At 46.4% G+C, this 25,314-nt stretch carries 23 protein-coding genes and 1 pseudogene; 2 read left to right on the forward strand and 22 right to left on the reverse strand.

Annotation, left to right across the window (positions count from 1 at the left end; translation table 11 throughout):
• Nucleotides 1–419: 419 nt before the first annotated feature.
• The 20 genes and pseudogenes from HMPREF0581_RS03260 to HMPREF0581_RS08910 form a co-directional block, all read right to left on the reverse strand.
• Entirely contained in the window at nucleotides 420–1,043 is a 624-nt protein-coding gene (locus HMPREF0581_RS03260; RefSeq protein ID WP_051426911.1) for a cyclodeaminase/cyclohydrolase family protein, read from the reverse strand.
• 158 nt (nucleotides 1,044–1,201) lie between these two features.
• On the reverse strand, nucleotides 1,202–1,444 hold the full coding sequence (rpsR, locus tag HMPREF0581_RS03265) for a 30S ribosomal protein S18 (RefSeq protein WP_009643353.1): 243 nt from the start codon (nucleotides 1,442–1,444) through the stop codon (nucleotides 1,202–1,204).
• Nucleotides 1,445–1,471: 27 nt separating this feature from the next.
• The gene (locus HMPREF0581_RS03270) at nucleotides 1,472–1,927 is read right to left on the reverse strand and encodes a single-stranded DNA-binding protein (protein ID WP_009643457.1); all 456 of its coding nucleotides are present in this window, start codon (nucleotides 1,925–1,927) and stop codon (nucleotides 1,472–1,474) included.
• 15 nt (nucleotides 1,928–1,942) lie between these two features.
• Nucleotides 1,943–2,230 carry a 30S ribosomal protein S6 gene (gene rpsF / locus HMPREF0581_RS03275; protein WP_036380455.1) on the reverse strand — a complete coding sequence of 96 codons (288 nt, stop codon included), beginning with the start codon at nucleotides 2,228–2,230 and terminating at the stop codon, nucleotides 1,943–1,945.
• 293 nt (nucleotides 2,231–2,523) lie between these two features.
• Nucleotides 2,524–3,285, reverse strand: a complete 762-nt coding sequence (gene larB / locus HMPREF0581_RS03280) for a nickel pincer cofactor biosynthesis protein LarB (RefSeq protein ID WP_036380457.1) — start codon at nucleotides 3,283–3,285, stop codon at nucleotides 2,524–2,526.
• A 105-nt stretch (nucleotides 3,286–3,390) separates the two neighbouring features.
• Complete coding sequence (larE, locus tag HMPREF0581_RS03285) at nucleotides 3,391–4,206, reverse strand: ATP-dependent sacrificial sulfur transferase LarE (protein ID WP_036380459.1); 816 nt, start codon at nucleotides 4,204–4,206, stop codon at nucleotides 3,391–3,393.
• A gap of 44 nt (nucleotides 4,207–4,250) precedes the next feature.
• Nucleotides 4,251–5,867, reverse strand: a complete 1,617-nt coding sequence (locus HMPREF0581_RS03290) for an ATP-binding cassette domain-containing protein (RefSeq protein ID WP_036380461.1) — start codon at nucleotides 5,865–5,867, stop codon at nucleotides 4,251–4,253.
• Nucleotides 5,868–5,873: 6 nt separating this feature from the next.
• A complete protein-coding gene (locus tag HMPREF0581_RS03295) occupies nucleotides 5,874–7,427 on the reverse strand; it encodes an ABC transporter substrate-binding protein (protein ID WP_009643468.1) in 1,554 nt (517 codons plus the stop codon).
• 290 nt (nucleotides 7,428–7,717) lie between these two features.
• Nucleotides 7,718–8,536: an ABC transporter permease gene (locus HMPREF0581_RS03300; protein WP_036380463.1), complete on the reverse strand. Its 819-nt coding sequence runs from the start codon at nucleotides 8,534–8,536 to the stop codon at nucleotides 7,718–7,720.
• Nucleotides 8,529–9,524 (reverse strand): ABC transporter permease, encoded by a 996-nt coding sequence (locus tag HMPREF0581_RS03305; protein WP_084645331.1) that lies wholly within the window; start codon nucleotides 9,522–9,524, stop codon nucleotides 8,529–8,531. Before HMPREF0581_RS03305 ends, HMPREF0581_RS03300 begins: the two co-directional genes overlap by 8 nt.
• 103 nt (nucleotides 9,525–9,627) lie before the next feature.
• Entirely contained in the window at nucleotides 9,628–10,047 is a 420-nt protein-coding gene (locus HMPREF0581_RS03310; RefSeq protein ID WP_036380465.1) for a DUF3842 family protein, read from the reverse strand.
• A 361-nt stretch (nucleotides 10,048–10,408) separates the two neighbouring features.
• Complete coding sequence (locus HMPREF0581_RS03315) at nucleotides 10,409–11,506, reverse strand: putative NPN-dependent ornithine cyclodeaminase (RefSeq protein WP_009643402.1); 1,098 nt, start codon at nucleotides 11,504–11,506, stop codon at nucleotides 10,409–10,411.
• A gap of 68 nt (nucleotides 11,507–11,574) precedes the next feature.
• Complete coding sequence (locus HMPREF0581_RS03320) at nucleotides 11,575–12,489, reverse strand: DMT family transporter (protein ID WP_036380467.1); 915 nt, start codon at nucleotides 12,487–12,489, stop codon at nucleotides 11,575–11,577.
• Between the two features lie 67 nt (nucleotides 12,490–12,556).
• Nucleotides 12,557–13,555 carry a response regulator gene (locus tag HMPREF0581_RS03325; RefSeq protein WP_036380469.1) on the reverse strand — a complete coding sequence of 333 codons (999 nt, stop codon included), beginning with the start codon at nucleotides 13,553–13,555 and terminating at the stop codon, nucleotides 12,557–12,559.
• Entirely contained in the window at nucleotides 13,537–14,868 is a 1,332-nt protein-coding gene (locus HMPREF0581_RS03330) for a sensor histidine kinase (RefSeq protein WP_036380471.1), read from the reverse strand. The genes HMPREF0581_RS03325 and HMPREF0581_RS03330 overlap by 19 nt, the downstream gene beginning before the upstream one ends.
• Nucleotides 14,869–15,190: 322 nt before the next feature.
• A complete protein-coding gene (locus tag HMPREF0581_RS08255; protein WP_051426912.1) occupies nucleotides 15,191–15,385 on the reverse strand; it encodes a hypothetical protein in 195 nt (64 codons plus the stop codon).
• Between the two features lie 136 nt (nucleotides 15,386–15,521).
• Entirely contained in the window at nucleotides 15,522–15,662 is a 141-nt protein-coding gene (locus tag HMPREF0581_RS08260; protein ID WP_051426913.1) for an ATPase, read from the reverse strand.
• Between the two features lie 258 nt (nucleotides 15,663–15,920).
• Nucleotides 15,921–18,929 (reverse strand): InlB B-repeat-containing protein, encoded by a 3,009-nt coding sequence (locus HMPREF0581_RS03340; RefSeq protein ID WP_009643352.1) that lies wholly within the window; start codon nucleotides 18,927–18,929, stop codon nucleotides 15,921–15,923.
• Between the two features lie 190 nt (nucleotides 18,930–19,119).
• On the reverse strand, nucleotides 19,120–19,347 hold the full coding sequence (locus HMPREF0581_RS03345) for a sulfurtransferase TusA family protein (RefSeq protein WP_009643507.1): 228 nt from the start codon (nucleotides 19,345–19,347) through the stop codon (nucleotides 19,120–19,122).
• 22 nt (nucleotides 19,348–19,369) lie between these two features.
• Nucleotides 19,370–20,437 (reverse strand): annotated as a pseudogene (locus tag HMPREF0581_RS08910) (YeeE/YedE family protein).
• Nucleotides 20,438–20,708: 271 nt separating this feature from the next.
• Between HMPREF0581_RS08910 and HMPREF0581_RS03360 the strand changes: the two are divergent.
• Nucleotides 20,709–21,254: a hypothetical protein gene (locus HMPREF0581_RS03360; protein ID WP_009643335.1), complete on the forward strand. Its 546-nt coding sequence runs from the start codon at nucleotides 20,709–20,711 to the stop codon at nucleotides 21,252–21,254.
• A 224-nt stretch (nucleotides 21,255–21,478) separates the two neighbouring features.
• Here HMPREF0581_RS03360 and dtd read toward each other — a convergent pair whose 3' ends face one another.
• Nucleotides 21,479–21,928 (reverse strand): D-aminoacyl-tRNA deacylase, encoded by a 450-nt coding sequence (dtd, locus tag HMPREF0581_RS03365; RefSeq protein WP_009643433.1) that lies wholly within the window; start codon nucleotides 21,926–21,928, stop codon nucleotides 21,479–21,481.
• Nucleotides 21,929–22,195: 267 nt separating this feature from the next.
• Between dtd and HMPREF0581_RS03370 the strand changes: the two genes are divergently transcribed.
• Nucleotides 22,196–22,927 carry a lysophospholipid acyltransferase family protein gene (locus HMPREF0581_RS03370; RefSeq protein WP_009643502.1) on the forward strand — a complete coding sequence of 244 codons (732 nt, stop codon included), beginning with the start codon at nucleotides 22,196–22,198 and terminating at the stop codon, nucleotides 22,925–22,927.
• Between the two features lie 317 nt (nucleotides 22,928–23,244).
• Here the strand turns inward: HMPREF0581_RS03370 and HMPREF0581_RS03375 are convergent, their stop codons facing one another.
• Nucleotides 23,245–25,149: a hypothetical protein gene (locus tag HMPREF0581_RS03375; protein WP_009643351.1), complete on the reverse strand. Its 1,905-nt coding sequence runs from the start codon at nucleotides 25,147–25,149 to the stop codon at nucleotides 23,245–23,247.
• Nucleotides 25,150–25,314 lie beyond the last annotated feature (165 nt).

Below are 25,314 nucleotides of genomic sequence, written 5' to 3' on the forward strand. Positions count from 1 at the left end.
ACGTTTTTTGTCCACCCTCTATCTTCTTTCAAAAAAGATAAAACCGCTATAGCCATTGAAATTTCAATGGCTATAGCGGTTTTGTAACACGTTTTTTGTCCTATAAGCCGAACTGATTCGGTTACGCCGGGAAAATAGCAAAAAACACGAAAAGGACGCTTACGCATCCCTTTCGTGTAGTGTGTGTGTATTCAATAAAAGAAGGAAAGTTTGTATTAGAATAACAAACCTCATTGAACAATTAGGATTATAGCAGGAGTTCCACGGATTTGTGTGAAGAATATGTGAAAAGTTAACTATAATTCAAGATGTTTTGTCACGCTTTTTGGGCAGCCCGTTTTTCAACTCTGCATATATGTATGTATTATATATCAACAGCTGCAAGCTACAGCCGCTCTCTGTTGCGGGACTGTCCTCTGCTAATTGCCGGCATCTAATATCTGTCCCGCCAGTTCTGCTGCCGCTCCTGCCAGCTCCCCGGCTTCTGCCCCCCAGCTTGCTGCCAGTTCACGGTCAGCTATATACGGGATGTTGGCTGCCACGTTGTAGCTTGCGGCCTGCACTCCGGCATTGAGATTCAGGGCTGCCACATACAGATCGCTGACCAAATTCGCATTTGATTTGCCAATCATATCGGCTGCAAGCCTGAGCGCGCAGACGCCCGCTCTCATGAGCTTGAGCGGGGCGTCGGCTGCGCCGACGGAGGCGATGGCAATCGCCTCCCTGCGCGCCGCCTTCTCCGAATCGGTCTGCTTAGCCATGCTGTAAGCCTTCGATACCTGCTCGAAGGCTTCCTTATCCTCGTCGACACCCTTCATTAATTGCTCAAGATATGTCCTTGCCTCATCTCTAGCCCCGATATTCAGCTCCTCGTATTCTGCATATTTCTTCTTACCAATTGTGAGGTTCGCCACCATCACAATCAGGGCCGCCCCCTGAGCCGCCGTCAGAGCAGCTACAGCCCCGCCGCCCGGAGCCGGTGCTTCGGAGCTAAGCACCTCTATATATTCGCTAATTTCGGTATTTACAAGCTTCTCTGCCATTATCTCCTCCATATTCATTATCATAGTCTAAATGTTATCAGCATTAAATACATACACATTATAATAATGTTTCAAACTCGGTTTCGCATCTCCCGCTGTCATTCCCATATGTAAAAAGCTCTCCGCATAGCGAAGAGCCATATAACCGTATAAAAATATTATTCGATTTCAGAATCGAAAGGCATTAGAGCTACTACACGAGCTCTCTTGATAGCAGATGTAACTGCCCTCTGGTGCATTGCGCATGTACCGGTTACTCTTCTGGGAAGAATCTTACCTCTCTCTGTAGTGTACTTCTTAAGAGTCTCCACATCCTTGTAATCGATTTTCTTATCCTTATCCGCGCAGAACTGGCATACCTTTCTTCTTCTCATGCCGCCGCGCCTCTTGCTGTTCTCCATTCGACTTGTACTCCTTTCTCAAGATGTTTAGAACGGGATGTCCTCTTCAGTTGCCTCAAATGAATCAGGCATCGAAGGCTCCATTGGTGAGCTGAAGCTATCATTGTGACTGCTTGGCTCACTCTCAGCTCTGCGACTGTATCCGGAATTATTGCCGCCACCGCTGTTACCACCGCCGAGGAACTCGACGTTGTTAGCGATTACGTCTGTCGTGTATACAGTCTGTCCTTCTCTGTTCTTGTAGCTTCCCGTCTGAATTCTACCGTTGACTGCGACCTGACGACCCTTGCTAAGATATCTGTCACAGTTCTCAGCCTGCTTGCCGAAAACAGTGATTCTGATGAAATCAGCCTGTCTCTCACGTCCCTGCGAACCCGGTCTGTCAACTGCAATGCTGAAATGCGTAACAGCTGTCTGGTTGTTAGGTGTGTAAGTCAGCTCCGGATCTCTGGTCAATCTTCCGATCAATATAACGCTGTTCATAGCTTACCTCCTGACTTATTTCTCGTCTTGGCAAACAATGATATGTCTCATAACATTGTCGGAAATTCTGAGTCTTCTGTCGAGTTCCTTAGGCAGCTCTGTGCCGGACTTGAAAGGAAGAACTACGTAGAATCCCTCTTTCTTCTTCTCAATCTGATAAGCAAGCTTTCTGTTGCCCCATACATCAGCTTCGCCAGCCTCACCATCTTCGTTGATGATGCTCTTAACGGTCTCGATCATGGAGTTCTTAGCCTCCTCATCCAGAGTTGGGTCAAGAATGAACATTACTTCATAATCTCTCATGTTTTCACCTCCTATGGCCTACGGCACCTTGCGGTGCAGGATATGGCTTGCGAATTCAAGCCATGCTGCTCTATTATACTTATTTTTCGCCAAAATTCAAGTGCTGCGCACCATTTGACTGTCCCTCCGGTAAAGCAAAACTCGTCACACCGCACTGCTCCGACCTCAGAACACAATATATAGTACCTGCTATTCGACCGTGTCGCAAGCATATACTTAACTCGCAGCCTGCCACTTAACCTCATATATGTGCCCCTTAATAACCTTACCGTAAGCATATACTTAACTCGCAGCTAGCGACCTACGGCTGCCAATCTGCCTATCTGGGTTGCGATATAGCCCGCACCGTAGCCGTTATCAATGTTTACGACTGCGATTCCGTTAGCACACGAGTTGATCATCGTGATAAGTGCGGATAACCCATGAAAATTTGCCCCATAGCCTACAGATGTAGGCACTGCTATTACAGGGTTCCTGACAAGACCGCCCAGCACTGTCGGCAGGGCGCCTTCCATGCCTGCGACGGCGATTACCGCGTCTGCAGTGCGGATTTCCTCCACCTTGGACAGCAGCCTATGAATTCCGCTTACCCCGATATCGTAAAACCTCAGTACATCAGCACCAAAGTATTCTGCAGTCTGAGCGGCCTCCTCAGCGACTGCGATATCGGCAGTGCCTGCGCTGCAGACAGCAACGATACCTCCGGTGCCGGTTCTCTTGTAGCCGCCGGCAGGCTCCACCTTGAGAATCCGCGAGACAGGATCATACGTCGCCTCCGGAATAGACTCCATAATCAGCGCCGCCTGCTCCGGATTCGCCCGAGTACCGAGGGCACAGCCGTCGTTAGCGACCATTCTCCGGTAAATCGACACCAGGTAATCATCTGCCTTACCGGCGCAGAAGATTACCTCCGGAAAGCCGGATCGCTTCTCACGCTGAGTATCCAGCTTGGCAAAGCCCATCTCATCGTAATCATTGTGTTTAATCAGCTTTTCGGCTTCAGACAAGTCCAGTTCGCCGGCCTTATAGCTGTCTAGTATTTCTGTGATATTCATCTCGTTTACCTGTTTTCTATAATAAATATTTGCTTGAAGTCAATCAGCAGAGAGCTTTAAGCTGCTCCCTACCGGACAGATTCATTTGCTCCCCGGATGACTGATTTACTTCAATACCTCATTCATGCTGCCTACCCTGTAGCCAAGCATATCCATCGTAACATATACAAATCCGATGCCTTTGAACTTGGCGGAAATCTCTGAGCCGAGAGACAGCAGTCTCTCCAACTCTGCCGGTGCGACCTCTATACGCGCGAGATTGTCGCCGTGCATGCGGACGCGCACCTGTATGAATCCATATCTGTCCAGAACGCGCTCCGCCTGCTCCACCATAGCCAGTTTCTCGCGCGTAATTGTCTCGCCGTATGCAAATCTCGAGGCGAGACAAGCGGCGGACGGCTTATTCCATGTAGGGAGGCCGTGCGCCTGCGAGAGGTCGCAGATCTCCTGCTTAGTGAGTCCGGTCTCCATGAGCGGGCTCTTGACATCCAGCTCTCGGAGAGCTCTGAGCCCGGGCCGATAATCTCCCTTGTCATCTGCATTTGAACCATCTGCAACGTAGGCTATGCCCAGCTCCCCGGCCTTAGCCTTGAGCTGCGTAAAAATCCCCGTCTTGCAGATGTAGCAGCGATCTGCCGGATTCTCTCTGAAGCCCTCAAGCTCGAGCTCATTGGTCTTCACAACAATCTGGCGGATTCCCCGCCCTCTGCAGAATTCTACAGCTTCATCGGTATCCTTCCTTGGGAACGATCCGGACTGCGCTGTAATTGCAATCATCCTGTCACCCAACACATCGTGCGCCACCTTGGCCAGATATGTCGAATCGACACCGCCGGAGAAGGCAACTGCAAGGCTGCCAAGGCCTGCGATGTATCTCTTCAGATTATTTTCCTTCCTGATCTCTATTTCCGTAAGTCCCATTTCCTCTACTCTCTTTCTCCGGCCTTCTCAAGATTTTCAATATCTTAAACGGCCTCCATATCTATGATCCTGTCGCATACATGCTCCACCATAGGGATATCATGCGAGATCAGTATCATTGTCAACCGTCTCTCATCGTGAAGCTCCCTCAACAGATGAACTATCTCCGCCTGCGTCGGTACATCCAGCGACGACAGCGGTTCATCCGCAATTATGAACTCCGGATCTGTGATCAAAGCTCTTGCAATGGCTGCCCTCTGGCGCTGTCCACCCGATACATCGTATGGATGCCTCTTCATGAGCCCGATATCCAGATGCACCTGAGTCATCACCTTCGAGACTCTCTCAAGTCTTTCCGCCCTGTTCCCAATACGGGCAATTACCAGCGGTTCAGAGATGATCTGCTCGAGGGTCATGCGCGGATTAAACGCCGATGCAGAGTCCTGAAATATCATCTGAGCATTTATCGAATCCCTTCTGTCTGTGCCGTCGCTTCCAAATCCCACCTCGCCACCTGTCGGTCTCACGAGTCCCATAATTATCCTCGCAAGAGTGGATTTACCGCAGCCCGACTTGCCGACAAGCCCGAGTATCTCCCCTCTCATTACTTCCATAGAGAACCTGTCCAGCACCTTCCTGACTCCGTGGGTTCCGGTCTTGTACGTCATATCGACGTCCCTTACCTGCACGATTGTATCTGCCTGCTCCGCTTGCTCCCTCCTGCTACCACTGTCCTCGCTATATTCGTGATAGTAACTGTCCTTCTTCCCATACGCTTCTGCGAATTGACTGGCGGTTTGCGCTCGATGTCCGTGATAGTGGCTGTCCTTATTGCCGTACCTCGAATAGCGTACTAGAGCCTGCGTATATTCCTGCTGCGGATTCTCAAATATCTGTTCCGTGTCTCCCGACTCGATGACCTTGCCGTCCTTCATTACAAAGATCCGCGAAGCAAGTCCGCGTGCAAGTCCCAAGTCGTGAGTAACAAACAGTATACCTTTGCCTCTATCTGCGGCAATCCTCTTAAGCAGTGAGATTATCTGGCTCTGCGTATCAGGATCCAGCGCAGTTGTCGGTTCGTCTGCAATTATCAGTTGAGGATCGCAGGCCAAAGCTACTGCAATTGCTACCCTCTGGCGCTGTCCCCCTGACAGTTGGTGCGGATAGCAATTGAGATACGCTTCTGCATCGTCCATATCCATATCGCGGAGCAGCTCCGCTGCCCGCCGTTCATAAGCAGCTATATCTTTATCTCTGCGGATACCGGAGAGCTTGATTCCGTCGTGTATCTGCATAGGAGCGATAATTTGCTCGCCTATGGTTCTGACAGGGTCGAGCGAATTTAGCGGGTCCTGGAATACCATCGAAGCCAGTTCTCCCCTCACGTGCTCGAGCTCCCGCTCCGACATCTCCAGCACATTGTGTCCGCACAGCTCGATGCGGCCGGACAGGTAACGCGCATTGTGCGCATGCAGCATGAGAATCGAGAAGCAGAGCGCAGTCTTGCCGGAGCCCGACTCGCCGACAATAGCCACAATCTCACCGGAGTTGACCGCCAGAGAGACGTCCTGCACAGCGTGAACAGCTCCATGCTCCCCGTCGAAGCACATTTTGAACTCCTCAATATTAAGCAGCTTTCTGTTACTTCTATTTCCTGTCATCTGCCGCTATTTCTCCAATTTCCAATCTGCGACGTTCCGGAAGATGCCGACGCCGTGGTGTCCGAGCATTGTCTCCCTGGTGATTCCGCTGATATTTTTCTTCACTGCGTAATCCGCATCGATGTATGCGATGAACGAGTATGGCATCTTCTGCGTCATATGTGTGAGGAACTGAGAGTAATACTTCTGTCTCTCGGCATCGCTGGTCGTAGCTCTTGCACTCGCCAGGTCTTTATCAACTGCAGGGTTTGCGTATCCTGTATAGTTGTCGCCCGCCTCTGAGGTGAAGATCTTGTAGGTGTGATCGTCTGCGTCAAACGGGCTTCCCCATCCGATGATACAAGCGTCCTGACCCTTCCAATCCAGTTCCTTCTTGGATTCTGCTGTAGCGTCTACGCCACGTGCCTTGAGCTGCTCTGCACAAAGCTTCGCCATATCCACGCGTACCTTGTCGTCAGCCATTGCGTTGATGGTGAATTTCAGCTTAGTGCCGTTCTTCTCGTAAATTCCATCCTTGTTCTTGGACCAGCCTGCCTGCTGCAGGAGCTGCTCCATCTTGTCCGGATTATACTCAAACTTCTCAATAGCGGAATTGTTAAACCTATTCTTCTGAATTGGAGAATAGGCCGGTTGACCCTCTCCGAGAAGTGCACTCTTGATGATTGCATCTCTGTCGATTCCATAGCTGAGAATATTCGCAAGCTCCGGATGAGCTTTGAACAGCTTGCTGCCTGAGAAGTTGTATGCGATTGCACGGTAATCCGCTGTATTCATACGATAGATATTGAAATCCTTGCTGTCCTTTGCCAGAGCCTTAGCCTGCTTAGGTGCAATCTGTGCCATATCGAGATCACCGGATTTGAGCTGCAGCAGTCTGGCATCGCTGTCCTCAACAATCTTGAATACAATCTTCTTGATGTGCGGCTTTCCTGCATAGTAGCCGTCGAACTTCTCGAGAGTTATGCTCTGCCCCTCATCCCACTTGGTCAGCTTGTAAGGCCCCGCTCCAACCGGCTTACGGTTGAACTTGTCCGTTGTGAGCTCCTTGCCCTTGAGCAGGTGCTTAGGCAGAATTCCGATAGTCATGTAGTCTGCAAACGCTACGTTTTCCTTGCCCAACTGAATCCTGACAGTCCTCTTGTCCGGACACTCGATCTTGGTTATATCCTGATAGTTTGAAACGATTTCCGAATTGTTCTTTTTATCCAAAATTGCCTCTAGCGTGAACTTGACATCTGCCGAGGTAAGCGGCTTACCGTCGTGGAACTTTAGCCCGTCCCTAAGATGGAATGTCCAGGTGTGTGATGGTGCATCGTATTCCCACTTCTCTGCGAGCGCAGGAGCCAGCTTGTTATCCTTATCGTGCGTCGTAAGTCCTGCGAATATAAGTGAATTGATCTCGCCGTGCTCATACAGAGCCGGGTTGATAGCCGTGTAGTTCCGGCTACCGTATACCAGGGTGTTTTCGTCCTTCTCCGCCTTGGAGCCACAAGCCGAAAGCGAGAATGTCATGATAATCGCAGCAGCTATCACTGCCGCCTTTCTTAAATAATTTCTCATAAGTATAGTGCCTTTCTAATAAGTCCGAATGTGTCTGTTAATAAATATAAATATCGTCGTTCGCATATCGTGTATGCTACGCATGCAGCTTGCTATATGTGTTGCATGCGCTCAAAGCCGAGACAAAGGGCTACGCGTCGCGTTGCGAATGCAGCTTGCTATATGCGTTGCTGTCTATTGTATTCTGTCGTACCTCGATCATACGACTATAGCTCTATATATTGCTATACCTCGAGAAAGATGCGAAGAAGAAAACAGCCTGTTTTCAAAAGCCATATCTCTATATATTGCTATATATTGCTATGCCTCGAGGTGTTACGCTCCCGTACATACTCCCCTATCTCGGTTATCGAGACTAGAACGCTGATGAGCACGCAGCCCGGGATGATAATCATCCACCACTGGTCAGACAGAAGCGCATCCTGAGAAAGCGACATCAGACTGCCCCAAGAAACTTCGGATATAGGCAATCCGAGCCCCATGAAGCTGAGCGTCGATTCGGCGATTATCGCTGACCCTATGTTGCTGACCGCCATAAACATTATGGACGAGAAGTAGTTGGGAAACAGATGCCTTCTCAGCACATACCAGAATCCGCCGCCGTACAGCTCTGCCGCCAACACAAACTCGCTCTTCCTGAGTCTCCTGACTTCGCTCCTGATAACCTTGGACATCTGCATCCAGCTTGTGATACCGATTATCAACGCGAGCGAACTGTAGGTCGCCCTGCCCCAGACAGCCTGAAGCACGATAATCAACAAGATATTCGGAATACTCATACACAGGTCTGTCGCCTTCATCATCAGATTGTCGATGTGCCTGTTGGACATGCCGCTGAGGGTTCCGTAAACCGAAGCTATGAATGTCGAGAGCATAGCGCTCAGTGTGCCTATTATCAGGCTCGCTCTGCCACCATACAGGATGAGGCTCAGCAGGTCTCGTCCCATGTTATCCGTACCAAATATATGTCTCATCGACGGCGCTTGCCCGATTACATCTGAATTCATGTAGTTTGGGGCGTATGGAGCGATTACATTTGCGAGCAGGCTGAGAATAACAGACGCCATAAGTATTGCGATAGCCGCCTTCGGCTTTTTTCTACTATTCATAGGAGCCCTCCTCATGGCACATCCTCGGATCGAGCCTCTCTCCGACAATCTGCGCCACATAATTACACACTACCACAACAGCACCTGTTAACAGCGTCGTTGCCATCAGCATGTTGTAATCCTTATACAGAGCACTCTCGAAGCTCAGCTTGCCTATTCCCGGATATCCGAAGACCATCTCGACAACATATGTTCCGCCAAGGAGATGCGGAACTGCGATAGCCATGATGGTTACCATCGGCGGCATAATATTCTTCATGCAGTACTTCCTGATAATCCCGGTGCGCGGCATTCCCTCCGCCTTGAGCAGCAGCACATAGTCCTTGCGCATTTCCTCAAGCAGCAGATTACGCACCATGTACGAGTAGTACCACAGATGCCCTATAACTATTACAAATACCGGCAACACGAGATGCCGGAGTCTGTCTAAAAGGTCTCCCTCTGAATTGTACGAGTAAGCCCCTCCGGTCGGCAGTATGTGTAGATAGACTGCAAATACCAGTATGCATATCAGCGACAAAAAGAACACAGGGATGTTTCCCGATACTACGCCCGCCCTACAAATAAATCTGTCGAGCCTTGTGCCTTCCCGCTCCGCCGAAGCTCTTCCGAGCCTGAATGCAAACACGAATGTCAGCACGTAGGCTATTACTCCAAATAATGCAGTGTTGCCCAGCACTCCCCCGATCACCTCCGCAACCGGTCTCTTATACTTGTACGACAGTCCCAGCTTGCCCTGAGCCAGGTCACCCAGCCACTTTCCATACTGGACCGGCAGCGGCTTGTCTAAACCGAGGCTCTCGCGAGCAGCCGTCTTCTCGGCGACACTCATCCTGTCCACGCCATCTCCGTACCAGGCGCGGAGCGGATCCCCCGGACATAGACGCGACAGGACGAACACTATGATTGAGAGCAGCAGCAATATGAGCAGCATCTCGGCAAATCTGCCCAATACATATTTAATTGTGCGTCCTCTCTCTTTTTCCATAAATTCTGCGTTCACTCCTCCGGATTCGCTTACAAAAAGACCGGTATAGTCGCTTCTGCAACTACTCCGGCCTTCGTGGCATGGCTAAATGTTATTGCTTTATTCAGTTGTTGCCTCTGCTGTACATCCTGACTATTCTGTCAACTGCATCCTCAATGCACTCTTTGACCGGCAACTCCTTTGTACCTGCAATCATAACATTGCAATACGCCGTAGGAACCAGCACCTTGGATGCCTCGCTTGTTCCGACACTTTCCGCTATAGTCGGGGTGATCTCGCCTAACATCGCATTTGCTACCAGAATACCGATTGGTCCGGTGATAATCTGTGCTCTTGCTGCGCAAAATCCTATAGCGTTCTCTCCTGTTGCCGCTCTCTTGGCTCCGGCCTTCACCATGGCATTCGTCGCCATACTGTTGGTTCCGGCTGCTACTATCTCCGCTTCCGGAAGCCTCTCCGTCAGCTTGGTCACAAGCTGGCGACCTATACCGCCTCCTTGCGCATCAATTACTAATATGTCCATTCCGTTCGCCTTTCATAGCCGATTGTACACTTCCTGTGCACTGTATGTTGAATATTATAACAGATATTTGATGCGCAGTTGTCGCAGTAATTAAGTTTACCAAGTATTTTTGCAGGTTGCTGAATGTTTGGAATTATCTTCTTCGGTTATTTTGTTCTTATCTTGCTATAATTGCAATCTGATCGGTGTGCCGAATTATTATCCTTATTACCGCTGTGTGACAGCTTTTCACCGCAACTTACGGCAAGCTCACGGAATGTCGGCACACCTGCAATTATTTAAATGTGTTAAGTGTGCTAAATTATTTGTAACATTTGGCGTTCCTTGCGCATCGGGACTGCTCGGGGCACCTCAGCTGCTCTTAGTATTCCAGCCCCAGGCCATCAGCGATATTGCAGATGAAGTCCTGAGCGTTTGTGATGATTCCCTTTGAAGAGAGGGAGCCTCTGTCAGCCAGCTTGTTAACTACGAACTCGGAAGCGTCGCATACGTAGAAGTATGTTTGACGAACTGTTCCGTCCTCAAGCACCCTGAAGCTCGGTGTCATGTTTCCGACAGCGATCGAATGAAGCATTGTAGCCATCGTGATTACTGTGGTAGCCTTGCTTACGTGAGCTCTCATGGCGTCCTGCGCATCGTAGCAGTCTCCGTGAACCTCCGGAAGAGGACCGTCGTCACGAATTGAGCCGCCGAGCACGATTGGCACATCATTCTTGATAGCCGCTGTCATGACACCGTTGTCAAGGTTCTCCTGCTCCACAAAGGCCTTCATTGAGCCGGCTGCTCTTACTCTGTTGATGAGGTCGAGGTGGTTGTAGTGACCGTTGTGCACGTTCTCCTGAGTATAGATATTCTGACCGAGAGCTGTATTCATGTATGCACCCTCAAGATCGTGGGATGCCAGAGCGTTTCCGGCCAGTACTGCGTGAGCATATCCGTTAGAGATAAGCGCTGAAAGAGCCTTTCTAGCCTTGATATCGAATGAGAAAGCAGGTCCCATAACCCATACGATTCTGCCGTTATCCTTCTCGTGCTTAAGCAGCTCAACGATTTCATCGAAGTCCTTGGAGAATGCTGTCTCTCTGGAACGGCCGGTACGGAAAGCGAATGTATCTGCAGCTGCACCGGTATTCTCGTTGAAACCGTCTGCGTGCATGTAGATTCCCTCTTCACAGCACTCTGTACGTCCGCAGACTACGAGCTCGCCCTTCTTTACTCTTCTAGCTTCGAGCGCGAGAACCTTATCACCGTCAAATACAGGAACTGTGTCCATTCTGCTCTCTTCACACATGAGCCACTTACCGTCTATCTTGAAGTATTCCGGGAAGATGCTGAGTGCGTGGAAGTCAAATGGAACTACTCCATCAACCGGTGCCGGCTCCAGTCTGCAATCCGGCGAGTCAACAAACTTCTGCTCTGTGAAATCCGGATGTGTGTATTTTCTTAGTTCGAATGCCATAATATATCCTCCTTGTATATCTGATTTTGATTATAACGTCTAATTTCTGTAAGTACAGTTTATGAATTTTATGATGCCAGTTTCTCCCGAGCTTCTCTTTCTCTGTCCTTCCTGCTCTTGAGGAAGCTAGGCTGCAGCTCCGCGATCAGGATAGCTGCGAACATCAGTACAAATCCGATAGCCTTGTTCACTGTCATCTGCTCGTTGAAGAACACCATTCCGAAGATGATTCCGAAGATGTTCTCGAAGCTGAGGATGATAGATACGCTTGTAGGCGACTCTGTCTTCTGGGAGATGGTCTGGAACAGGAAGCACAATCCGGAGCAAACAATACCGAGATATAGAACTCCAAATACAACCTCTCCGTTGATCTGTACGTTGCCCGCCGTCTCCTGAGTGAGCGTAAATGTCCATGCCAGGATCGCCGACACTATGAACTGCAGCATAGTGATGATTCCGGGATCCTTATCCTTACCCCACTTAGCGATTGCGATAATCTGAGCTGCCCAGAATAGCGAGCTGAGAATCGAGATGCTGTCTCCAAAGCTGATGCTGAAGGTACCTGCAACTGATACAAAGATGATACCGATTGCGCACATTGTAGCTGCTACGATGTGATACAGCTTAGGTCTCTCTCTGAGAACCAGCCATCCTATAAACGGTACGAATACGCAGTATGCGGATGAGAGGAAGTGGCTCTTTCCGGGCATCTCCAGCATAACTCCTATGGTCTGCGTAAAGTATGCACCGAACAGGCAAACGCCGATAAATAGTCCTGCCTTGATGTAGTCCTTATCTATCAGCTTGAGCTGCTTGCGGTAGATTATAGCCAGGATGATACTCGCAATCGTGAAACGAAGCGCGAGCAGCATGCCCGGCGGGATAAAGTCTGTGGAGCCCTTGATGACTACCATTGAGCTTCCCCATGCAACCGCGATGAATAGTAGTAAAAGTTTACCTTTAACGCTACCTGACTTCTGCATAAGACAACTCCTTTCTTGTCTTTAATAAATTTAGAAATAATTTCGTTATTATCTTGTCAGGGCGCACTCAAAAAAACTCACAGAACCTCATAAACATTCTGTGAGAAAATAATATTATTTGGAATTTAAAGGAGGTACACTCAATCCGGGCATTCATAAGGCCTACATATAGGGGATGCGCTATCTCGGACCGGCATATGTCGATATCCCTACTCTTCAATAAAATCCCTGTAGACCATAATTCCGTCCTGAACTTGGCGATGCTGACTCTGCCTCCTGCCGGAGCGCGCCCCTCCTGATAGTTCACTTCCATCTTGATAGACAGGTGGTCAAACACATACTTGGCATAGATCTGAGAATCATCCTCTACCATCTCTATCTTGGCAGCTGCCACATTGGCCAGAGCCTTCTTGAGTGCTCTGCGGACACGCTGTTCGACGTTCTTGTCACTATCTCCCTCAACATCTGCTACATCGCTGAGTATCCTCTTAGAGTAGCCGGCATTGCACTTATCCATGCGCTCGTATATCTTGCGGATATCATATGTGCCTTTTTCGCCGAGAATTCCAAACGAGCTGAACATCATATCCAGCCAATTCTGCTTTTTGTCCGGCTGATGATCACGCCTCGATGGACGGTGCGTATCGGTGTCTCCCACCTCCATGAATGCGCTTTGGATGTTATCTACGACCTTTTTGAGCTTGATGCGCTCGATTATATTCTTGGCTACTCGTTCTATCTCGAGTACATTGACCGGCTTACTGACAAAAAACTCGACCCCCGCATCGTACGCCTTGTTGACCAGCGACTTATCGGACAGTTTGGAGATCATGATAAATGCAGCTTCCGGGTAAAACCTCCTGACCTCATTTATGAACGTTATCCCATCCATCTCCTTCATCATGAAGTCGACCATAATTATCTCCGGACGCTCCTCACGAATGTCCGCGATTGCACATTCAACATCTGTGTTGTAACCCGCAACCGTACCGATTTCTCTGTCGCTGATTATATGCTTAAGGGTTTTTACTACCGCTATATCGTCGTCTAGGATGTAAAAATCCATCTTGTCTCCTCCTCGAATTTACTCGGCGGAATCTCGATTACAAACCTCGTGCCACCGTCTTTTCTATTCTTAACTCTTATCCTGCCGCCAAAATCATTTTCTACATAGTCGCGAACCAAGGACAGCCCCAGGCCACGCTGCACGAAGCCCGTATCCATATTCATCTTGGTTGAATACCCCGGCAGGAATATTGTCTCCATATCCGCTTCATCGATTCCTGGACCGTTATCCTCCACCTCTATGCGATGGCACGGTCCAATACTGCTGTATCTACACCACGCAACCATAACGCGAATCTTCCCATCCGAACCCTCGAACGCCTCCAGCGCGTTAACCGTGAGGTTTCGCAGGATTGAAATAGTCTTATAGCTCTCGCTTACCTTGTAATCCATGCGCTGATCTATCTCAAATTCCACGTCCATGTGCTTGGCCGCCGCAGTCTTCAGGATGTTACTCTTCATGAATTTCAGAATTTCCGACATCAGCAGGTCCGGTTCGCCGTGAGCATTTCTGTTGAGGTTATCCAGAGTATCCAGAATTTCCTGATAGCAGCCCTTGATCTCATGAGTGCCACGGGCAATTTCAAGCGCCCTCTTCGTAAACTCCTCCGGCATGTCCGCGTCCTTCATATCTGTGTGCAGCGCATACGCTTCCTTGAGCACCCGTTCTACATCCTCCTTGTTGTTGAGGATGAAGCGCATCTCGTCCGCTATTGTAACGCTCTGATTGACCATGAACTGAATCTTTCGGTTATGTGCTCTCTCTGTCTGCACATGCATATAATATTCCATAGTGACAATAATAAAAAGCGAGATCCCCGTTCTTGCCAGCGCAATAACAAGCAAAGTGTTGAACATGTACATGGTAACAAAGTTATCCGCCCTTATTATGGACATGAAGTAAACTTCAATTATGTTGCCGAGAAAATCTGCAAGAAAAACGGATATGCAGAAATTCAGCAGCGGTATTCGCCTGCCCATGTATGCCTTGACACACAGAGATATGGTGATTCCGTATATTATGAAAAAGATTGCGTCCGGAAAGCAGTTAACAGCATTTTCCACCATACTGACACCTGCCTTCATAGATGTGATAAATCTAAAGGTAGGAGAGAAGACTGCAGAGATTAACGCAATCTGCATCGCTGTGTATTTGTCTAAAAAGCAGAAAATGAACACGTCAAGAACAATGACATCAATCGCAAACACGAAGCCCGGTGCTACGTGAGGCGCATCGATATTAATCTGCGCAGCCACTGATATTATCAGTGCAATCATCAACACATTCTTGATTCTGTCCAAATAGCTGTTCATATGCTCTCCCTATAGCTCATGCGTTTACTATGAAAGTATATTATACGGATTACTAATGTATCAACAGGAAAAATAAATCCCGTACAAGATCCATACAGCACAAAGAACGTTACAGACCCTTTTTGACAAATTGCCATATAATTTCATTAATCTCTTCAGACAATAAAAAACATGCTCGCCAACTCACATGTTTAGCAGCAAGCATGTAGTTATTTAACTAAAAGGTAACCGTTCTATATTTATTTTAACTATTTTAACGTTAAAATTCTATCCGTTCAGCGGTATCTCCCATTGAGATATACAGTCCGCGACTCATGTCAATTTAATCCTCTAATAGCCAATCCACTATATATTTAATCTCTATACCATTGATATTATCAACACCTTCATACCTCCCTATTATAACGAACTTCTTGAAATTGTCCTTGATCATCAGCAGATTATCCGTTTCATGTGAGTTTGCCGGCAGTTGATATGTAACCTGATAATATTCAATACTTTGATTTTTTCTTGCCATAAAATCAATTTCCTTATCATCAAGCCTTACAACATCTATCGTATATCCTCGTCTTGCAAGTTCTAAAAATACAATATTCTCAAGTCTGTTCCCGTTATTCCCTTCCTTATAACTGACTGCCTGATTTCTAAGTCCACTATCGACGATAAAATATATAGTCCATATACTGTTTCAACAGCACAGACTTCCCCGATCTTCTAACTCCTGTAATCACCTTGATGAAATCTGTATCTTTAAATGCAATCAGTTTACCAAGGTACATTTTTCTTATATACATTTTACTTCCTCTTATATTGGATTTTCGTTTCATATTTTACCATGACCGTCTCATTATTGGAAGTCAACTTCCAATAATGAGACGGTCGTTTTAAATAAACCCCATACAACACAAATACACCCCAATCCCCACCGTCGGGAATCGGAGTGTATTATGTTTGATATTATTTGCGAATCAGTCGGCTGCTCATTTTGAGCCGACCCATATTCGCATTGAACTTGCTCTTGTTCGAATTAGCTAGTGCGAACCCGCTACAAATTAAGCTCTCTTTCTTCTGTATGCAGCAATTCCTGCCAGTGTTGATCCTGACAGAAGAAGCACAAGCGCATCTGCAAACGAATTCGAGCTGTCGCCGGTCTTGACCGCCTTGTTATGTGAAGTACCGCCCTTATTAACGCCATTAACTCCGTTCTGAGCAGTTCCTGCCTTTACTACCGTGAAATTGGTAGCTGCAGACTCGCCGCCGCGGAAGTTAACTTTGATAGAATGTCTGCCTGCGCCAAGCGTTCTAAGGAAGTTCTCCTTGAGCGTGATCTCAAGGCTTCCCGGCTTTGTGGTGTAGTTTGCCTTGCCAACAGGCTTACCATCTACCTCGATGCCGAGGAATCTGTCAAAGACCTTGTCCCCTGCAGCATTCTTGTCGACATCAGGATTTTCAACCTTGAACTTCAAATCTCCGGACTTCCACACCGCATCCTTGCCGTCCGTAAATTTATAGCCTGCAACCGGTTGTGGTGCTTCTGCATTCCATTTTGCATATACTGTGGTATTTGTCATAACTCCCTTAGTGAAGTCGAACTCAGCTTTGTAGCCCTTATCAGTATACCATCCTGCAAATACATATCCCTTTTTAGTAGGATCTGCCGGTTTGCTAGCCTTATCACCATACTTTACATTCTGGTTTGCAACAGCGCTTCCGCCATCTGTATCAAACGACACGTTGTATGTATTTGCAATCCACGAGGCAGTCAGTGTTAGATTGCCTTTTACCGGAGCATCGAAGTTGTATGCAACAGCTCCATTCATCCACTTATCGAACTTATGTCCGGCCTTAGTAGGAACTGCCGGTATAACTGCCTTTTCTCCATCCTTCACTGTTTGGCTTGCGACCGCACTTCCGCCGTTGCTGTCGAATGCAACGGTATACATGGTTGGCTCTACAGGTTTCTTAGTCCACTTTGCATATACAGTAGTATTTGCGGTTATCGGATTGTCAAAGTTGAACGATACAGTGCATGCACTATCCGCATACCATCCTGCGAATATATATCCATTCTTAGTCGGATCTGCCGGTTTGCTGGCCTTATCACCCTGCTTTACAATTTGATTAGCAACTGCACTTCCGTCATTGCTGTTAAATGTAACTGTGTATTCTGCCGGTGTTGGGGTGGTACCACTCTTAGCCTTGATAGTTACGTAATCACTTCCGCCTGTCTCCGGGGTTAGCGGTATAGCCCAGCCACGATTTATACGTACAGCCCACTTCTGATCCTTACCGGTAGTATTCTCCGGAATATTGCTTACGGTTATCTTCGCATGCTCATCATCAATGACCTTAATGTCAAATTTAAGCTGTCCGTTAATTGAACCTATAAATTGCCCATTAATCGTCACTTCTGGAAGAATGCTGGATGTAGTACCCTGAGGCTCTCCGAAATAGAGATTCTTTCCTGTGATATTAGCAACGATTGTACCTGCATTGTACTCCTTCTCAAGAGGCTTCTCATATGAAATACTCTTAAGCGTGAATTTAACAGGTGCTCCAAGATGTGCCCCTGCCGCACTCTTCATTGCTCCACCGTCAGCACTCTCAATCGCTCCTACCGAAAGGCCGAACTCAGTAAACTTGTTATAGTCGTGATAGCTCTTATTCTTCAGCTTGACTATGAGCTTGTTGCCCTGCTTGATCAGCTGATCGTCCTTTGTCAGGTAAACTCTTTCGCTACCATCATATGACATCAAATATACATGTGACGCACCGCCCTCAGGGATGGTGAAATCGTCACTGCTGAGATTTGCCTCAATAGTATGAGCATCTTTCCAATTTGCATATCCATTGATGGATACCTCAAACTCAGGGGCGTTCTTATCCTTGAACAGGATTACATTGTTATATACTCCTACAGAATGCATGTCGAATGTAACTTTTTCGCCATCCTGCTTGCTTGGTACTTCGTGAAGCGTACCATTTTTATCAATGTAATACACCTTGCTTACAGTCTTACCCGCCGGAATTTTCGTTGTTACCTTGAAATCACCGGCAGCAATCTTAGAAAGCTCGTTTCTGTAGAGATTGATCGTATCAATGTCTACAACCTGATAATCCTTACCTTTGAGTTCAGGGATCTCTTTGTTGAGAATTCTGTCACGAAGGATATAGTTGCCTTTCATAAAATTCGTGCCTGTAATGCTTGTGTTGCCGGAAGTACTTGTAATAGTAGTGTCCTTGTTATGCGCATCACTCTTATCCTTGAGGAAAATATAGCTTACTGCGCTGCAAGAGAAATGCATGTATGCTGCCTTACCTCTCCCGTCTTCCGAGTGATCCTTGACAGTCAACGGGAACGGATCGAGTGTAAAATCATCGCTTACTGCAGTAACCGTATAATTCATATCCTCGATTAGTTTAGCATTAGCATATCCAAACTTGATAGGAACTTCCACTACATCAGTGTCGCTGGTAAATCTTATCTTGGTATTTCCAAAGTCGAAATCGTCGCTATCGTCCTTTTCATAAAATACCGGCAGGCTTACATCGACCCTCTTCGCATTCTCGGGGTCCGCCTCAGGAGTGCTTCTTTTGGTCATCAGGAAGGCATCGATTATCTGGCTTCCCTTACCCGCATAATATCTATCATTGATAGCCTTAGAACCGGTCGCATTCATGACTAGATATATATTGATTCCCTTGCCGTTAGGATTGTATGTGGTGTAATTTGCATCCTCTGCATAGAAGATATAATGATGACCCTTGAACAGCTCCACATCGGGCAGAACACCGTTCTTAGATGTCACCACACCTTGAAATTCCTGCAATGTGGCATCCCAATATCTGAATTTGATAGGTTCGGTTATAGGTTTTTTTGTGTCCTTATCTTGGACAGGCATGCCCTTCATCACTACCTTTTCGGTAGAATAAAGGAGATCACTATCCTTCTCTGTATACGCAGCAGCAGCTTTCGGCAAAGCAAATGCGCCGACGATTATAACAGCGAGGATTGTCGCCAAGACGGCTGAAGCCTTCCCGGATTTATAAATCCATCCCATTTGTTCCTCCTTGAAATAAATTTAACAATAGTAATAATACCCCTACATTTTTAGAGTACTGGGATATAATATCAAGGAAGTTCCTGCCGCACAGTAACTATATAAATATTTTATATGAGTATTTTAATATAATTTAATTCTATACGATGAAGCTTTACCCTGATGCATATAATTCCGTATCTATACGTTACTAATGGTTGCGGATGGTTATTTTCCACGAACGATCAGCTTGTCTGTCGAGAGACAAGATCTCAAGCTCGTGTTCATCACAATAGTCAGGAAGCGTGTTAAGGGCTTCCGGGCATGTAAAGCTTATGTCTATAACCTGTCCCGGTTCTGCATCCTTGAGTGCATCCTTTAAGGTGATCAGTGGAATCGGGCAATCCTGCCCTTTTACATCTCTTACAATCTTTTCCATGTTATTCTCCTCCTGTATGAAATTACATTTTCTTACCGCTTCTATCCGCATAAAAGATGTATGCAGCAAGCCATATTCCCATGGCTATGAAAATCAGTGCTATCCAAGCCTTGATTGAAAACTGTGCGGTTTTCACCAACCCGTTCCCAACTATACATCCGCCTGCAACAAGCGCACCGAAGGCCATCATTGAACTACCTATAACAGTCTTAATAATTTGCCTCTTGCCGGGCAATATCACATGAAATTCCCTGTCTTCCAGAGAAGTCAACAGAGATCCTACAACTATTCCAAGCACTAACATACTACCCAGACCAAAACTTTGGTCATAGATGTTTCATCCCCCGACAATCTGTTTAGGCTTTAATATCGCATAAGGATATGACAGTATCGGAGAAGTTATGGCAAAGCCTCCAATTCTGCCGAAGTGTTCACTCACAGGAAACGTTATCCCGAGCACAATTCCGGAAAATATAAACCAGATGTCTTTATTATGAACACCTGTGCCATAGCGTTTTTTCCTTTTCTTCTTGTTATGTCTCCACAGTGCTATATAGACGGGAATTATAACAAGTCCCGACAGAACGAGCCTGATGCGAGCATCAGCTATCAATTCTTTATCAAAAACTTCATATGTCTGGATAAACTTGCCTGCAAAGAAACGGCCTCTGCCGGCGGAAAAGAAATAGCCTACCAGCACAAATGTAGCCAGTGAAATTAGCCCTATGATTCTACCATCACCCGACTTGACAAGCGACATCGTGAGACAACCGCTGGACATAACAGCTCCGAATCCGAACATCATGCTGCCAACAGGTAAAGCTACCAGCGAAAAGCACGAAACATATCCATCCGCAACTAATCCGGTGAGCACAAATATGTTGTACAATATCGACTCCGTAAAAATCGTGGCAAATAAAAGCAGCAGATTATAATTTCTGCCCTCAAGATATATATCCCTTATAGTGCCCATGTAGCAGATTCTGCTCTTCTTGAGCACGAAGCCAAACGCTATTCCGATAAGCAATCCTAATATTAGCGCCATTATACCCCCATTTCCAACATAACCGGTGCGTCCATCAGAAAACATTCATCTCTACACCGTGTATGAAAATTTATTCATTGGCTATCACCTGTTTACTTAGAAATAAATTTTGTGTATATTGTAACATAATGCGATGAGCTTTTAAGCCAACTATGGTTTGCTTGCTTGCATCTATAGGTATTTCCTATATTTGCGCGCGTGTCATTCGGATTATCAATAGTACGGCTACGCATTTTTCTTCCGACCTCTGTGCCTGCATATGCAAAATCAACTGTTTATCTAATTGTAAAAAAATAAAAAGGACTGTATATTTATAATGAAATTGCTAAAACAAAGCAAAGAGAGCAATATATTTAATAAACTTACGGGAAAACGTAAGGAGGGACGTCGCACCGGCAAATCGTCATTTCCCATCCTATTGTGTGTTATGATTGCAATTGCGAGTACTCTTATCCAGTACTCTATACTTTCTACGGTGGGAGGTGTCGATAATAGTAGAGGCTTCAGTTTTCACAGGAGCACATCCTCTACCAATGCTAAAACTACCCCAAAGGGTCAAACTTCTAATAAGTCCGCAAAGAATAAATCCGAGGCATCAACAGAGACAGAGAGTGACCCTTCGGCAGCAGTTGCCAAAAGTCAGCAGAATGATAAGAATAGTAAAGCTGCAAAAGAAGAAGCCAAAAAGAATTCGGATAAGTCCGGCAAAACCTGGGTTCCTCCGGTTTATAAATACGTCACTCACCCTGCTGTAACACGCACTACCACGGTGTATTCATGCAAGGGTGGTACATACAGCTCAATGGAAGCGCTGCGCGATGCACAGAAAAGATATATCCGAAGCAATCACTTGCCCGGATGAGACGGCACGTTTTCAAACATTCAGGAGAGTGTTAAGACAGAAGTAGTGAAACCCGCTTGGACAGAGCAAGTATTAATAAAAGAAGGCTACTGGAAATAGCTAATTGACTGTACCGACCTTCAATTGTTAGACTGAGAATCTGACGATTGAAGGTCGGTACAGTTGCTTTAACTGGCGTTTTTTCGTCTTTTTTCTTTGTTTATATTATGTATATTATGTTAATTTCACATAATATCCTTACTGTCCAGAACTATCGTAAACGGACCGTCATTGAGCAAGCCTACCTTCATATCGGCACCGAACTCACCACGCTCAACTACTTGTACACGAGATTTGCACTTATCAATTATGTATTCGTATAACTGCTCTGCCTTGTCCGGTGCACCCGCTTCGATAAAGGACGGACGATTCCCCTTCTTGCAATTCGCATATAGGGTGAACTGCGATATGAGGAGCAGCTCGCCGCCTACGTCTGCCAACGAGAGGTTAGTCTTGCCGTTTTCATCCTCAAATATCCTGAGCTTGATCATTTTGTCGAGCATCCTATCGGCAATCACCTCGTCGTCACAATTGGAAACACCGATGAGCACCATGTAGCCCTTGCTGATCATCCCGATTGTATTTCCATCCACAGTTACCTCTGCGTGCTTGACCCTCTGAATAACAAATTTCATATCCTCTCCTCAATATCGTCTGTATGTCTGTATATTTGCAGGTCTGTAGGTTTGTACATCTGTGCGACCTCTTGTGCATCCATACTCTTGGCAGTTTCATCACTCATACGAAATATTCTGAATACACTTATCCACCATCGCCAAAGCTTGCTGCAGGTTCTATACAAAGCCTACTGCGGGTTTTTATCATTTCTTGATTTTTCTCGCATATTTGCATAGAATTATAGCATTATATTGAAAACTTCGACACAACATTTGGAGGTCATTATGAATCCTTTAAAAAATACAATCGCAATTAACAAAGTTTACAGAGGTTTCCGCAAATATCTTAAGAATGTGCCTGCAATTAGAGCCGCTCAATCTCGCGGCGACCACGCCGAGGCGCAGCGCATCATCAGGAAGGGTGAGGATTATTTCTGTGACCACACCGGCGCTTCACTGGGAATCAAGGTTGACGTTATCAATCCCGAGAACATCCCGAACAAAGGGCCTTACCTTGTAGTCGCTAACCATCAGAGCTATGCTGACATCTATGCTCTAATCGACGCATTTCGCTCGACGCAGATTGGATTTATCGCAAAATCCGAGACAAAAAAGCTCAAACCTCTCGCCGATGTCATACGTGGAACCGAGTCTGTATTTATTGACCGAGGCAATCCACGTGCTGCAATACAAACGCTCAAAGAAACTACTGAGCTGTTCAAAAACGGATATACGCTTGCGATTTTCCCGGAGGGTACGAGAAGCCATAGCAACGATATGGGGTACTTCAAACCGGGCAGCTTTAAATTTGCACAGAAAGCCAAGGTTCCAATCGTGCCGGTTTCGATTATCGATTCTTATAAAATCTTTGAGGAGCATAACACCTTCAACGCCGGAACAATCAAGGTGGTGATACATCCTACCGTTCATTTCGAGGCAATGAGCCGCGAGGAACAAAATGCTGCACACGAGCAGATTGAGGATCTGATCAGGACGGGAATTGCGAAGTACAGATAATAAATATCAAAAGAGCGGGAGGTGCGTACGAAAGTCCGTATCTCCCGCTCAGTTAAGAGGCAATTAATTATTCCCAATGTCCGTTCCTGACCAACACACTCGCAGCGTACACAGTTCTTTCGACAACGGTTCTGGTTATCACATGCGGAACCCCATATTTATGCTTATGAGCAAGGCTTCGGCCTGTGCGTCGCCCAGGAACCATCACTTGAAAAGGACTGCTTTTATTGCGAGAGGAACTTCTCTTGAGCCTGATTTTCTGTCAGGATTTTTCTTATCATGATGTTGTGGCTCAAAAATACTTTTGTCTCTCTCGTCTAGTTTTTTCTCTTTCTCAGAGCATTTACATACACAAATGCTACTGCCGCCATTACAAGCAAGAGCAATGAACCGAGTCCGGTTTCATCACCGGTCTTAACGGTCTTAACGGTCTTAACAGACTTAACACGTGTACCTGCCTTATTAGCAACCTTATCCTTTGCCGATTGTGGAGCCGTTCCGTTATTTGAAATACTTGCTGCAGCTATCATAAACTCCGACTCGCTTGATCCATTATCAAAGTTAACTTTGAGCTTGTGTCTTCCCGGCTTCAGTTTGCTCAGGAATTCTGCTTTGAGGCTAATTCTTACACTTCCTGCAGTCGCGGTGTAATCCTTCTTATCTACCGCTACACCGTCAACTTCAATACCCTTGAAGTGATTGAAGGTGTTCTTGTCGTTAGACTTGGCTTTAATAACGAACAGCATATCTCCGCTTCCCGCCTTCCATACCGGAGTAACGTCACCCAGTATATGATAATCAGAAGGTATCTCTTCTATATTATCGCCGTTCGGTTTCTTGCCATCAATTCTCACAAGATGGATATAGTCAAGTGTCAGTCTTCCGTTCAGATCCTCGACATCATAGCCTTCCCGCACAGGCTGATACACACCATTGCGGTCCTTTTTCATCGTGAACTCGATTTTATCTCTCATCTTGTAGGTGTCATTCTTATCAAGTACAAGCTCATACTTAACTCCACCCTCTACAACCAAATCGAGTCCTTCCCCTTTGCTTGGAGACTTCTTTATCTTGCCGTTATCCTTGCGAATAAGCTTAAATGGAAGTTCTCCCTTTGGCGCATACCCTTCGTTGGATAGAAGAAGTCCTACGGTACACGATGTATTCTCAATTGGCTTGGAGTCCTCGCCATTTTTCAACTTATGAAACACCAGCTTCGAAATAGGCTTCTCCGGAGCATCAAAGCCTTCGTCATAATCGTAGTAAAGCGGATAATCGTTCTGGTACCTGCCGTAGACTCCCATCAGATGCTTGCTTTTGTATGCACCGGTAAGTTCATAATCATTATAGAAAGGATTATTACGTGGCACATCCATGCCGATTTTGTATTGACGTTCAGCCTTGAGCTTGACACCGGATATCTTGCCGTCTTTTACATACAGCTTCTGTGTCCATTCAAACTCCGTCATATCAAACACGTCAATCTGAACTCCGTCAGGAAGAGGCTTACCATCCTCAGTCTCGACCTTGATATCCTTAACATTAACGACTTCTCCTTTGTTCACCTTCTCCTTAGGCCCAGGTGCCGGCTCGGATCCATTTCCTCCTGAACCTGAGTTATCGTCGTGACTGTTAAGCTTTTGAAGCCTAATAACTGAAATCGGTTTGTCCTCTTTCATAGTCTTTGTATGTCTGTCATACCATACGGCTCCCTTTCCTTCCGAAGGAATCGCCATAGGAATAGTATCGAGATTGGGATCAGCATCGATCAGCTTATAATCATTGAATTTTGGTTCATTCCACGAGATGCCGAGTCTATACTCCTTGCCGGTACGCATCGCTATCTTGATCTTGCCGTCTTTTACCTTATATTCCCGCTGGAGGCTAATCTCCGGATCATCGAGATCAAACAGGAATCCATCTTCTATAGGCTTGCCGTCTGTATCGACAACAGCAATAGTTGCTGCAGCCATCTCCGATGTAGATACTCGTTCCAATTTGTGATTTTTTGCAGCTTTTGCCCGAGCACCGACTGCTGTCCCTTTGCCATCTGCAATACCGTTGTTTTTAACAACATGTGCTGCAGCAGCCTTTTTTGTCGTAGCTGCTTCATCCCGATTTCCCGAATCGTCTGCCATAACCTGATATGGTAACATAGTCATTATTATGGCAAAGGATAGGAAAATACCGGATAACTTTGAAATAAGTGTGTGTTTTTTCATGTTATTCTTTCCTTAATCATCATGTAGGTAGTAACGATTGATGCATACAACGCTCATCTCAAGCTGTTCCCCAATCCAGCCCTTGGAATGCGACCAATGCATCGTGCTAATTGTATAATATCGTGCATATTCAAAGGATTGTATTTTTGAATACCTTTCTGTCTG

The organism is Mogibacterium timidum ATCC 33093 (assembly GCF_000525775.1).
In the GTDB taxonomy this organism is placed as follows: domain Bacteria; phylum Bacillota; class Clostridia; order Peptostreptococcales; family Anaerovoracaceae; genus Mogibacterium; species Mogibacterium timidum.